20 protein-coding genes and 1 pseudogene are annotated in these 9,527 nt (G+C 58.3%); all 21 read right to left on the reverse strand.

Features of this window, described 5'->3' with window-relative positions; all coding sequences use genetic code 11:
* A pseudogene (locus Q0562_RS02690) lies at positions 1–365 on the reverse strand (terminase); the annotation flags it as partial.
* Positions 352–897: a hypothetical protein gene (locus Q0562_RS02695; RefSeq protein WP_298640800.1), complete on the reverse strand. Its 546-nt coding sequence runs from the start codon at positions 895–897 to the stop codon at positions 352–354. The pseudogene Q0562_RS02690 and the gene Q0562_RS02695, both read right to left, overlap by 14 nt.
* Positions 897–1,232: a hypothetical protein gene (locus tag Q0562_RS02700; protein WP_298640803.1), complete on the reverse strand. Its 336-nt coding sequence runs from the start codon at positions 1,230–1,232 to the stop codon at positions 897–899. The genes Q0562_RS02695 and Q0562_RS02700 overlap by 1 nt, the downstream gene beginning before the upstream one ends.
* Positions 1,233–1,445: 213 nt before the next feature.
* Positions 1,446–1,721, reverse strand: a complete 276-nt coding sequence (locus Q0562_RS02705) for a hypothetical protein (protein WP_298640806.1) — start codon at positions 1,719–1,721, stop codon at positions 1,446–1,448.
* Positions 1,702–2,484: a glycosyl hydrolase 108 family protein gene (locus Q0562_RS02710; RefSeq protein ID WP_298640810.1), complete on the reverse strand. Its 783-nt coding sequence runs from the start codon at positions 2,482–2,484 to the stop codon at positions 1,702–1,704. Before Q0562_RS02710 ends, Q0562_RS02705 begins: the two co-directional genes overlap by 20 nt.
* A gap of 168 nt (positions 2,485–2,652) precedes the next feature.
* Positions 2,653–3,543: a site-specific integrase gene (locus Q0562_RS02715; protein WP_298640813.1), complete on the reverse strand. Its 891-nt coding sequence runs from the start codon at positions 3,541–3,543 to the stop codon at positions 2,653–2,655.
* A 47-nt stretch (positions 3,544–3,590) separates the two neighbouring features.
* Positions 3,591–3,851 carry a hypothetical protein gene (locus tag Q0562_RS02720; protein ID WP_298640815.1) on the reverse strand — a complete coding sequence of 87 codons (261 nt, stop codon included), beginning with the start codon at positions 3,849–3,851 and terminating at the stop codon, positions 3,591–3,593.
* Between the two features lie 2 nt (positions 3,852–3,853).
* Positions 3,854–4,537: a hypothetical protein gene (locus Q0562_RS02725; RefSeq protein WP_298640818.1), complete on the reverse strand. Its 684-nt coding sequence runs from the start codon at positions 4,535–4,537 to the stop codon at positions 3,854–3,856.
* A gap of 100 nt (positions 4,538–4,637) precedes the next feature.
* Positions 4,638–4,997 carry an antiterminator Q family protein gene (locus Q0562_RS02730; protein WP_298640820.1) on the reverse strand — a complete coding sequence of 120 codons (360 nt, stop codon included), beginning with the start codon at positions 4,995–4,997 and terminating at the stop codon, positions 4,638–4,640.
* The gene (locus Q0562_RS02735) at positions 4,994–5,341 is read right to left on the reverse strand and encodes a RusA family crossover junction endodeoxyribonuclease (protein WP_298640823.1); all 348 of its coding nucleotides are present in this window, start codon (positions 5,339–5,341) and stop codon (positions 4,994–4,996) included. The genes Q0562_RS02730 and Q0562_RS02735 overlap by 4 nt, the downstream gene beginning before the upstream one ends.
* Complete coding sequence (locus tag Q0562_RS02740) at positions 5,341–5,679, reverse strand: nuclease domain-containing protein (protein ID WP_298640826.1); 339 nt, start codon at positions 5,677–5,679, stop codon at positions 5,341–5,343. The genes Q0562_RS02735 and Q0562_RS02740 overlap by 1 nt, the downstream gene beginning before the upstream one ends.
* On the reverse strand, positions 5,676–6,140 hold the full coding sequence (locus Q0562_RS02745; RefSeq protein ID WP_298640829.1) for a hypothetical protein: 465 nt from the start codon (positions 6,138–6,140) through the stop codon (positions 5,676–5,678). The genes Q0562_RS02740 and Q0562_RS02745 overlap by 4 nt, the downstream gene beginning before the upstream one ends.
* 3 nt (positions 6,141–6,143) lie before the next feature.
* Complete coding sequence (locus Q0562_RS02750) at positions 6,144–6,314, reverse strand: hypothetical protein (RefSeq protein ID WP_298640831.1); 171 nt, start codon at positions 6,312–6,314, stop codon at positions 6,144–6,146.
* Positions 6,311–6,460, reverse strand: a complete 150-nt coding sequence (locus Q0562_RS02755; protein WP_298640833.1) for a hypothetical protein — start codon at positions 6,458–6,460, stop codon at positions 6,311–6,313. Before Q0562_RS02755 ends, Q0562_RS02750 begins: the two co-directional genes overlap by 4 nt.
* Positions 6,460–6,963, reverse strand: coding sequence for a helix-turn-helix domain-containing protein (locus Q0562_RS02760; RefSeq protein WP_298640836.1), 504 nt, complete (start codon positions 6,961–6,963; stop codon positions 6,460–6,462). The genes Q0562_RS02755 and Q0562_RS02760 overlap by 1 nt, the downstream gene beginning before the upstream one ends.
* Positions 6,960–7,178, reverse strand: coding sequence for a hypothetical protein (locus tag Q0562_RS02765; protein WP_298640839.1), 219 nt, complete (start codon positions 7,176–7,178; stop codon positions 6,960–6,962). Before Q0562_RS02765 ends, Q0562_RS02760 begins: the two co-directional genes overlap by 4 nt.
* Positions 7,175–7,423 (reverse strand): hypothetical protein, encoded by a 249-nt coding sequence (locus tag Q0562_RS02770; RefSeq protein WP_298640841.1) that lies wholly within the window; start codon positions 7,421–7,423, stop codon positions 7,175–7,177. Before Q0562_RS02770 ends, Q0562_RS02765 begins: the two co-directional genes overlap by 4 nt.
* Positions 7,420–7,764 (reverse strand): hypothetical protein, encoded by a 345-nt coding sequence (locus Q0562_RS02775; protein WP_298640844.1) that lies wholly within the window; start codon positions 7,762–7,764, stop codon positions 7,420–7,422. The genes Q0562_RS02770 and Q0562_RS02775 overlap by 4 nt, the downstream gene beginning before the upstream one ends.
* A gap of 20 nt (positions 7,765–7,784) precedes the next feature.
* Positions 7,785–8,459, reverse strand: coding sequence for a DUF6475 domain-containing protein (locus tag Q0562_RS02780; RefSeq protein WP_298640846.1), 675 nt, complete (start codon positions 8,457–8,459; stop codon positions 7,785–7,787).
* Positions 8,452–9,381 carry a hypothetical protein gene (locus tag Q0562_RS02785; protein WP_298640848.1) on the reverse strand — a complete coding sequence of 310 codons (930 nt, stop codon included), beginning with the start codon at positions 9,379–9,381 and terminating at the stop codon, positions 8,452–8,454. The genes Q0562_RS02780 and Q0562_RS02785 overlap by 8 nt, the downstream gene beginning before the upstream one ends.
* On the reverse strand, positions 9,378–9,527 hold the full coding sequence (locus Q0562_RS13710) for a helix-turn-helix domain-containing protein (RefSeq protein WP_366144681.1): 150 nt from the start codon (positions 9,525–9,527) through the stop codon (positions 9,378–9,380). The genes Q0562_RS02785 and Q0562_RS13710 overlap by 4 nt, the downstream gene beginning before the upstream one ends.

A 9,527-nucleotide genomic window follows, 5' to 3' on the forward strand; every position in this document is an offset into this window, starting at 1 on the left:
GGCGTTGAGCCAAACTCAATCTGCCGCCCATCGGGCATGCGCCAAATCTTCTCCGCGCCGTTGTAGCCTTCGCTGTTGCCGACAATCTCCTTGAGCCGGTCGATAATGCCGGTGAGCTGTGTAGCCTCCCGGCGTAAAATCATGATGCGCTTGTGCTGCGTCAGCGCCTTGCCGCAAGCAAGGTCCGTCTTGCCTCCTCCCGCTGCGCCGCCGTATCCGATGACATCGGCCTCCGAGGCGTAGGCCATCGCCTGTGGCCCCGGCAGCGGCAACCACGACGGCGCACCTCGTAGCAACATCGCCAATTCGCTCCGCTCTGCTTCTGTCAAATACGGCAGTAACGCCTCAATCTCACTTGGCAGCATCCTTCCTCGCTTGCGCGACCGCCAAAATACCGGATATCTTTTGCGACGCTGTACGCGGTTCCAATTCCACCGGCGCGTTGTTGTTGTTTACCTGCACCATCGTATCCGGTACCTTGCCCAGCCGCGCCTCGCGCTGGATGCGCAAGGTTTCCATCAACAACTTGGCATCCAGCGGCTTTTCAATCAGCGGCAACAAACTCATGGCGTGTTCACGCACAGCCTCCATGTCTGCGTCGTTTTGCAACCGGAAAGCCACATCATCAGCCACAACACGGTCAAAAACCGCGCGTTCTACGCTGTTGAGTTTTGCCTGTTGACTTTGTGCCTCACACTCCACCAACTCAATGATTGCGCTGGCTTTTCTTGTTGACAACGGTTGACTTTTGCCTGCCTGCCACTCTTCCTTCTTGGCACGGCGCGACACTGCAGCTTTGTCCAGCCGATATTTGCCGGCAATCTCCGACACCGACAAACCCGCAATCTCAAAATCAGCGCGGGCGGCCATCCATTGCTCCACCGTGAGGCGTGCCATTACCGCTCTCCCCGCTGCTTCAGTAACTCGTCCACCTTGGCATTCAGCTTGTCAAACTGCTGCCGCATCTCCGCGCGGTCAGCATCCACCCTGATACGCAACTCCTGCACCGCTTCCTTGCGCGCCTGTTGTTCGGCAGCAAAACCTTCTTTCCGCGCTTGCTGTTCGGCGGCAATTAACTCCTTCGTCGCGGTTTTATTTGCCTCGATCTGCGCATCCTGTAGCGCATCCTTTTTATCTGCAGATGCCAGCCACCAAAAACCGGCAATCAACATGCCGATGATGGTGATAATGTTGCCTAGGCTTATGCGCCCGTCGTAGATTGGCCTTGTCATTTGGCCTCCTCGCATAGCGCCCTCAACTGTCCAATGTACTCTTTGAGCCTAAGCTCGCGCTCTACCAACCTGCGGTAGGCATCGTCCGAGAGCGGCTGCAACTCTTGCGCTGATACGCGCGGCAGGGGTGGCATTACCGGACACGGTGCCGGCAATGGCACATAATCGATACGCGCCACGCAACCGGACAACAAAAAAGCGGCCAGTGCCGCCTTACTTATCTCTATCAAAATAGTCCCTCCGCCCCTCGCGTATCTTCCGCTCTACATCCAATCGCGCCTTGGCAGCCTCTGCCGAGGCTTGCCGCGAGCGCTCTGCCTGCTGTTGCAGACGGTCAGCAATCCCTTTCAGGCGTGCCGCCTCACGCTTGGCAATCTCCTCGCGCAAGGACGCATTGCGCCTGCCAGCGAGCGCCAGCAACACCACCAGCACGGCGACCACATACAGCCATGCCGTGCCGATGATGGCTTTAATCCTTGATAGCCACACGGTGCTTGCTCCAAATAATGTAGGCAAAGAGACCGGCGACCAGTGCCAGCCATACCCACGACGGGATACTGTCGAAAACGGAAAGCAGACTGAATTTGACATCTGCCGCCTGCTCTAGCGCGGTGCCTGCCGCGCCCATAAGACCTACTGCTGCTGCCTTGTTGTCGGCTACTGTTGCCGACAGCTTCTGCTGGCCGAGGCCAAGCGCCGCGCCGTCCGGTTCGGTGGCGGCCACCGTCTCCCTGCCCGCAATCATGGCAAGGGCGTTCTTCTCTACGCGGTCGACACGCTTCTTCCATCCTTTGCCGAAACTCTTCCACGCTTTCAGCCGCTTCAAAAAGCGCAGCCGGTCTTTGCACAGGTCTTTGATGACCTGCTCAATATCAGCCTCTGTCAATGTCACCAACGTGCGCGCAGCAAGCGAGCCATCCGCGCGCACCTTGAGAATGCGCTGCAGGAACCGCACCGCGCGCGATGCCCCGGAATTGACAGCAAAATCGAACAGGGCGTAATCCAGTCCCAGCGGTAGCTTGTCGAACAAAATCTTGTTGGCGAACTGCTCACGGTAGATGGCGTCCACCTCAGCGTGCTCAATAGCGCGCACCGAACGTGTCGGCCTGCCGTGCAGCTCGCGCCAGGCGTCATAGGTGGCCTGTGTGATGCCCTTGTTGGTGAGGCCGCCACGATCCGCCGGATGATTGGAGACACCGCCCTCGTCCGCGAGGACAAGGCGCAGCGCCTGTGGAAAATTGTCTTTGGCCATACAGCCTCCTTGTGCAATAAAAAGCCGCCCGAAGGCGGCAACTCTCTCGTCGTCAGAGGTGATTCAGATAACAAAAAACCCCGCACTTGGCGGGGTTCATTTTCTTTGGATGCAATGGTGCATACTGATATATTTAGTATAGTTTCTGTCTAGACAAATGCAACTGTTTTAGATGAGCCCGCGCCACTGCATGACCTGGTCGCACCACCATTCCATCATCCGCCTCCTAGACTCAATCATGGAGGAATGGTCGTAGACCGCCTCAACCTCGCGCGGCGCGTGAGAAAGCTGCTTTTCTATCAGCTTGTTTTCCCACAGGCCTGACTCGTTAGCGCGGGTGCTGAACACTTTGCGGAATCCATGCACGGTCTGTCTCCCCTGATATTTCAGCGCGCGCAGCATGAAATACACCGCGTGTTGATTTATTGGGAGCGTATTATTTCGCGGCGAAGGGAACACCCACGCCGAACCAAGTCGGCGCTGTTCCTCCAGTAGTGCTATCAGCGGCGCAGAAATCGGGATAGTATGCGGGCGGCCCGTTTTCATTCTCTCAGCCGGAATTCTCCAAATGCGGTTGACCGCATCAATTTCCGGCCACTGCGCAAGCATGATCTCGCACCGGCGCTGCGCTGTGTACACCAGCGCGTACAGCGCATTGCGCACCGTCCGGCAGCCGTACTTGTGCGCGTCCACCTCGCGCAAGAAACGGGCAAACTCGCGCGGCGGCAGGAATGCGCGACCCTTGGTCTCTGCGCGCGGCAGAAACTTGTGCAGGCGCGCAAAGGGGTTGTGTTCGACCTGCCCCAATACCGCCGCATAATCGTAGGCGGCGATAAGATTACTGAGAATACCTTTACCGATGTGGACTGAGCCGTCCTTGATAATATTCTCAATAAGCCCCAAAGCATCCTTTGGCGTGATGTCGGAGGCATTCAGTCCCTCTATCTTGGGATAGAGGTAACGGGCAAACACCTGTCTCCGATTTCTGTCGGTGACAGGTTTTGTTTGGGTGGCGCGCATGACACGCCATTGCTCAACCAGAGCGTTCATTTCCATCATGCACCTCGTGCAGTTGCGGGGCGGCACGATTGCCTTCCCCTTAAAAGTCATTCCTCCGGCTTGTACTTTCGCTTCAGCAGCCGGATAGCGGCGCTGACTTCCGCTTTGTTTTCTTCGAGCAGAGCAATGATGTCCTGCATCACGCCCGGCTGCGGACGCCGCTCACCGGCCATCCACTGCCGGACGCGGCGCGGGTCAACATGCAGGGCATGGGCGAGCTTGCTTTGCCATTCATACCCAAACAGCGCCTTGCCGGCGGCCTCCATGTCCGCCGGGTCAAAGATAAATTGTGTTTGCTTTTGCGTCATCCTCAATCCACATAAACATCATTTAACCAGCTATCAAGGATAGCAGCAGCCTCCTCAATTGTGCCACCCTCACGCAAGAGTGTCATGGCCTTTCGGCCTGCGCTAGCCTTGGCGTAATGGGATGCGTCGGCGTACCCTTCGGCCTTAAGATAGAGGTTGGCACGTGGGTATTGCGCCGCCAAGGCATCAATATCCGCCCGTGGCGCTACGGGCATATTCACGCCATCGCGCATCTCATCCTCCATGGCGGCGGCGAAGTCCTCTTGGTAGGAGTGCATCGCATGTATCGCCGCGCGGAGCTCTGTAACCCCGGGCACAGCAGCTTCCAGCGCCGCTTCTTCCGCCTCCCAGCGAAGGCGGACTTCAGCCAGTCGCGCTTCCCACTTTGCTTGGCAATAATCCTTGATCGCCTGCGAACTGGCTTTATCCAGGACCACGGTCCCTTTTACGGGACGAGATATGTGGAAATACTTGTAAAAATAATCAGGATCTATCTCAATCCCGTCAAAACGGCCGGATTTGATTAGATCTGACCCCTTCCCAGCGCCAATACTAAAGCTACCGGCATCTGTCTCTCCGACACCCTCGACCCAAGCACCGCCTATGCCGGTATTCCCTTCTTCCGGTGAGCGGATAATGACCTTACGACCTTTCAAGGACCGTAATTCTAGATCTTCATATTTCATAGTACACCTCGTGCAGTTGCGGGGCGGCACGATTGCCTTCCCTTGAGTGCGCATTGTACCTTAATTGAGGAACGACGTAACAAATTAAACTCTTTTTATTTCATGCTATTATGAAATAACCTTGCAAGAAAGAATAACCGCGCAACCGCAGCTGATGCACCCGCGCTCTACTCCCCAACCCAAACCGCTTGCCTACCGTGGTGTCGTCTGTTACCCCGTACACAAAGCGCACTACTAACGCATCGTGTGCCTCACCATTGACGCTCTTGAGCGCCTGCATCGCTCGCCCGACACGCTCGCCCTCGCTGTCGGGCATGTCGGCCACAGCATCGTCCGGGATGACGGCAGGGATGGCAGCGGCAAATGCAGCGCAGCGCGGGTACCCCACACGCCCATCGCCTGAGCGCACCCAGCGGCCATAGCGCAGCAGCAGGTTCTCGATATCCAAGTAATCACTCATAACCGCGCCACCTCCACCACGCAATGCGCCTCGGCGGCTATCTCGCCGCGCACGACCTCCAGCCGGTCGATTTGGCTGTCATCGGCAAACACACCCGCCTTGGCGAGTGCGTCCAGTAATCCCTTCGGGCGGTTATCGAGGTCAAAGCGCGCCCTTGTTTTGGGATACAGCGTGATGCGCACAAACAGACGCTCACGAGGGAATAGCACCACCGGCGAGCGCAAGATACGCAGCACGGCGGCGCGGTAGGCTTTGCCCTCGGCGCTGATATACGTCCCCTTGCTGCCGTGCCGCCAATAGTGGTTGAGTGACGGGGGAAAAGGCAGGCGGGCGGTGAAGTCCATCACAACCCCCTCGCTAACTGCGTACGTTCGGCGGGCGTCAGCGTTGCAAACAGCCGCGCTTGTGTGCGCAACACCGCTTCGTATGCTTGCAGGCGGATAAACTCTCTGTCTAGCTCAGTGTACGTGCGCCGGTCGATGGCGTCATGGCAGGCCGAACAAACCCAGGCAACGTGCAGGTCATGGCACTTGCTGCCCATCGCGCCCAATCCCGGCAGGCTGATGTGGGCGGCGACGGTCGTTGCCGGATCGTGATTGCACACCCCCTCAATCTGCGCGGTGCATTGCTGCCCGCGCGCCTTGTTGAGCAGCCATTGCTGCCGGTGCTTGCGGATGCTCATCGCCGCCCCCAGTCGTCGATGCCGTATGTTGCCGGGTCACGCAGCGGATACTGCCGCTCACCCTCACGCATCATCTCTAGCGCCTCGGCAAACTGACGCACCGTCAGCTCCCGCGTACTCGCAATGGCACTTGTCCCCAGCGCGCGTGATACCACCTCGTAGCCGCGCACCTGCAACAGGGCATCAATCAGCGAGGCCGTTTCCCGCGCCTTATCCGACGCCCGCATCACCGGTAAAAAGTATTGCAGCTTGCAGCGTCCCGCCTCGTACACGACGCCGTTACCGCTCACATTGGCGATGTCGGCAAACCACATCTGCATCACGCGGTTTTGCCGGTCGCGGCGCGTTTCTGCCTCGTCCGTGACCTTGACCCGTGCTGTGCCGCCTTTGTCCATAATGGTACGGATAGCGCCGAGGGCGTTTTGCAGGATGCGGTTATCGCGGATGTAAAAATCAACCATCCCTCACCTCCTATCAATAACCTTCCGCGCGCGCTGTATCTTGCTTTCCGCGTCGCGCAGCATCGTCAGCAATTCCGGCAGCGGCGTGTCATCCACACCGCGCATAGCCGCCTCTAATTGCATCTGCGCCGCATCGAGTGTTTCGATAAAACGCTGTCTCTCTTTTGTCGTCATTCCCCGCCTCTCAATTCTGTTCTTGCTCTCTTGATACTCTCAGCGGCATAGGCCAACAGCCCGTCCGCCTCGTCTTTGTCATCCGCGCAATCCAGAGCGACGCTGATTTGCGTCTGCGCGTAGGTCGCCCATTTTTTCCAAGTCATCACCACCCCCGCTCTCGCAGCGTGTCGTGGTAGGTGTTTGTGGCATCCTGCACTGGCACCGTCTTGCGCTTTTTCAGCGGCAACTTCGCAGCCAACACCTCCGCCTGAAACTCGTTGCTGGCCTCCACCCATGCCGCGCGCACCCATTCGCCCTGCCACGCAAAGCCACGCAGGGTGCCGTGCATCGGGACAATGCGCGCCCACTCCTTGATGCCCTGCCGCTCAACCTGATGCGTCGCACCGGGCGGCGGGCAAAACACAAACTGCAACTTGCGTGTGCGCTTGCCACGCAACGCCCGCAAAGCATCAAGGTACAGGCCAAAGCGCGTTTGCCGGTCTGCTCCTTCCCTGCGCCGCGTCTCCCGGCATCTTTCGCGCGACCATGACCGGCCACGCCGCTCCCACATCGTCACGGCGTAGCATGATTTGCCCAGAGCCTCTGCCACGTCCTTGCGTTCCAAGCCGTAAGCCTCGCGCAGGCGCTGCAATATCTCGCCAGTCATCGTTTTGCCCTCCGTGCTTTCAACGCCCTAAGCGCACCGATATAGGTGGCAAAATTCCGGCGTTGCCGCCGACTATGCCAAGCATCAGCGGAATGCGATTTGCCGCCGTTATCCACCGCCACCACCCAGCAAGGATGTTGCCCGGCAGCCCTTGCCACCGCTTCGCGGGTAAAGCCGTAGTGCTCGCGCAGCCTGCGCAGAATGGCGCCGGTCATGGCCCGTCCCCTTCGTCCAACGCGGCCAGTACTCTTTCCATCGCCAAGCTGATAATCCTCGGCTCCAACATCGGGATAAGCGCCTGGCCGCGTCGCCACAGCTGGAACCACACCAGGATTTGCCGGTAGTGTTGCAGCTGCAAAATCGCTGTCTGGCCGTGGAAGAGGAAACCCCACAGCTTTTTACGCTCTCCCTTCGGCAACACGTCATAGCGCCCAGGGAAATTGCGGTAGTCCTGCATCATGCGGCACCTCCTTCCCGCCTTGCTTCCTCAATCTGGCGCTTTTGGATTGCCCTAAATGCCATCAAATCGGCAATATCCTTCACTTCATGGTGTGTCTCCATGTCTCCGATCACATGACAAAGCAAGGCAAGCACCGTGAAATGCCCCTTGGTTTCCATAAGCTCATGGGAGCAGGCGCTATCCCCACCTAGCCCCGTCTGGGCAAACGCATTGCATAACTGGCGCCCCACATCGAACAGCACCCCCTGCGCAAACGCGTACGTATTGGCATCGAAGTCTTCGCTGCCGTCCGCCTGTAGTCGGGTTTCGAAACCGCAGGCAAGCGCCTGCTTCTTAACCATTTCCCTGACTATCCCGCACATCATGCTGCACCTCCAAAATCATCGTTGCTTCCGCGCAGGTCGTTCAGCACACCGCGCAATTCCTGCGGCAGGGCCGATAACGGCTGCACTGTGAGACGCGGTTTGTCGCTGCCACCCCGCATCACTGCAAGGCACTTCTGCGCATCCCCCAAGAGCTGTGGCTCGGCGACGGCATGACCGGCAGCGGTGTTTTCGGTTTCCGCCATACCGACCAGCTTGCGTGGGTAATCCCCCAAATCTCGCCCCATGTAGCTGCGGTAGAAGCGCAGAAAATCGCGCTCGCGGAAGGGCAGCTCGTCGTAGGTAACCAGACTGAGTTGCACCCAGCCGCCCATGTCGGCAATCACCGCGTGGATGATGGCGTCGTCGAACACTACGCTTGGCATGTGACCGACGCGTTCGATGGCGTGGCGTACCTTCGCCCAAGCGGCGGAAGCGCGGGTTTCGCTACTGCCCGCCAGCGCGCGGATGACGTCCGCCGCTTTCGGAAAAAACTGCCCGCTGTCGGGGTTGTTGATATGCGCCGTCAGGCCCTGCTGCACATCGGCCAGCGGGTATTCCAACAGCGCGGCGAAGTACAAACCTACCGCCATATCGCTCAATTTCGGCCTGCCGTAGTACTCGCATAGCGCAGCCATCACCGCCGAGAATTGGCCAAAGTCCTGCTCAGTCATCACGCTTCTCCTGTTTGGCGGCAAACATCGCCGCAATCTGCGGGCGCATCCGCTCGGCCTGTTCCTGCGCGTACTGCTCTGCGCTGCCTTGATGCTCGTAGGTGTTGCCACGTTGCGGGGTGCGTTGCCTGAAGCAATCCCAATTGGATTCGATGCTGCCCCAGCCCTTCTCCGCGCACATCCGTGCCGCGTCGTGTGCAGTCAGGCCGACCTTGCCGATTTCGCGGAAGAAGGCAGCCAATGCCACCTCGTCAATCGGCGACGAAAGTCGCTTGCGCTTCCGTGCCTGCATCCATGCGTCGAAGTGTTTGCGCTCAACGCCCATGTCGGACAACACCGCCCAAGCGTCGAACCTCTCCGGCCTGGCGGGGAATGCATCGGCGGATGGCTCGCGCGCGCATTCCCGCTTATTTATCCGCTTATCATTTTTGAGCTTATTGCTTATATCCTTATTTGTCGGATTTATTTCCGAGCTGTTTCGGATTTCAATCCGAGGTGATTCGGATTTATTTCCGAGCAAGTCGGATTTATTTCCGAGTTCGCGGATTGAAGAGGGTGGGGTTCGGATTGATTTCCGGGGTTCGTCCGGTTCCTGCGCCGCGTCTTCATTGTTGCTTACATTCCACAGCTTGCCTTTGTCGGTGATGTTGATAAGCTCCCATTCACCGTGCTTGCAGTAATTGATAAGCCCCTTCTCCTGCAAAGTGCGGAAAGCGCGATAAACCGTGTCCGGCTTGCTGTAATACAGCGGCAGTTGTTCGATGACCAGTTGGCGGCTGATCCAATAAAACACTTCACCGCCAACCGTCACCGGCTTCGCCCAGCCAGCCGCCTGGTTGATTAAATCGAATAGCGCGCCTTGGTTGGCGTTCAGCCCCCAATCCATGCAGCGCTTGTTGTTGATAAACGTGGTGAACCTCACTGCGCACCTCCCAGCTTGTACACCGCAAAGTGCGCTTTCTTGCCGTAGCGGTTCACGCACTCGCCGGTGGTTGTCAAAATATCCATGCCTTCGCGGCGCAAATCGTAAATGCGCGCGCCGAGGCGGTAGCAGCCGTATTGCTCAAT

Origin of the sequence: uncultured Cardiobacterium sp. (assembly GCF_938028825.1) — a bacterium.
GTDB lineage: Bacteria > Pseudomonadota > Gammaproteobacteria > Cardiobacteriales > Cardiobacteriaceae > Cardiobacterium.

What these genes read in the sequence shown, in the direction of transcription:
- Q0562_RS02725 (WP_298640818.1), bottom strand. Translation starts at nt 4,537, where the DNA reads ATGAAATATGAAGATCTAGAATTACGGTCCTTGAAAGGTCGTAAGGTC.
- Q0562_RS02750 (WP_298640831.1), bottom strand. Translation starts at nt 6,314, where the DNA reads ATGACGACAAAAGAGAGACAGCGTTTTATCGAAACACTCGATGCGGCG.
- Q0562_RS02740 (WP_298640826.1), bottom strand. Translation starts at nt 5,679, where the DNA reads ATGAGCATCCGCAAGCACCGGCAGCAATGGCTGCTCAACAAGGCGCGC.
- Q0562_RS02695 (WP_298640800.1), bottom strand. Translation starts at nt 897, where the DNA reads ATGGCACGCCTCACGGTGGAGCAATGGATGGCCGCCCGCGCTGATTTT.
- Q0562_RS02780 (WP_298640846.1), bottom strand. Translation starts at nt 8,459, where the DNA reads ATGACTGAGCAGGACTTTGGCCAATTCTCGGCGGTGATGGCTGCGCTA.
- Q0562_RS02710 (WP_298640810.1), bottom strand. Translation starts at nt 2,484, where the DNA reads ATGGCCAAAGACAATTTTCCACAGGCGCTGCGCCTTGTCCTCGCGGAC.
- Q0562_RS02730 (WP_298640820.1), bottom strand. Translation starts at nt 4,997, where the DNA reads ATGAGTGATTACTTGGATATCGAGAACCTGCTGCTGCGCTATGGCCGC.
- Q0562_RS02700 (WP_298640803.1), bottom strand. Translation starts at nt 1,232, where the DNA reads ATGACAAGGCCAATCTACGACGGGCGCATAAGCCTAGGCAACATTATC.
- Q0562_RS02755 (WP_298640833.1), bottom strand. Translation starts at nt 6,460, where the DNA reads ATGACTTGGAAAAAATGGGCGACCTACGCGCAGACGCAAATCAGCGTC.
- Q0562_RS02765 (WP_298640839.1), bottom strand. Translation starts at nt 7,178, where the DNA reads ATGACCGGCGCCATTCTGCGCAGGCTGCGCGAGCACTACGGCTTTACC.
- Q0562_RS02770 (WP_298640841.1), bottom strand. Translation starts at nt 7,423, where the DNA reads ATGATGCAGGACTACCGCAATTTCCCTGGGCGCTATGACGTGTTGCCG.
- Q0562_RS02735 (WP_298640823.1), bottom strand. Translation starts at nt 5,341, where the DNA reads ATGGACTTCACCGCCCGCCTGCCTTTTCCCCCGTCACTCAACCACTAT.
- Q0562_RS02720 (WP_298640815.1), bottom strand. Translation starts at nt 3,851, where the DNA reads ATGACGCAAAAGCAAACACAATTTATCTTTGACCCGGCGGACATGGAG.
- Q0562_RS02715 (WP_298640813.1), bottom strand. Translation starts at nt 3,543, where the DNA reads ATGATGGAAATGAACGCTCTGGTTGAGCAATGGCGTGTCATGCGCGCC.
- Q0562_RS02760 (WP_298640836.1), bottom strand. Translation starts at nt 6,963, where the DNA reads ATGACTGGCGAGATATTGCAGCGCCTGCGCGAGGCTTACGGCTTGGAA.
- Q0562_RS02775 (WP_298640844.1), bottom strand. Translation starts at nt 7,764, where the DNA reads ATGGTTAAGAAGCAGGCGCTTGCCTGCGGTTTCGAAACCCGACTACAG.
- Q0562_RS02745 (WP_298640829.1), bottom strand. Translation starts at nt 6,140, where the DNA reads ATGGTTGATTTTTACATCCGCGATAACCGCATCCTGCAAAACGCCCTC.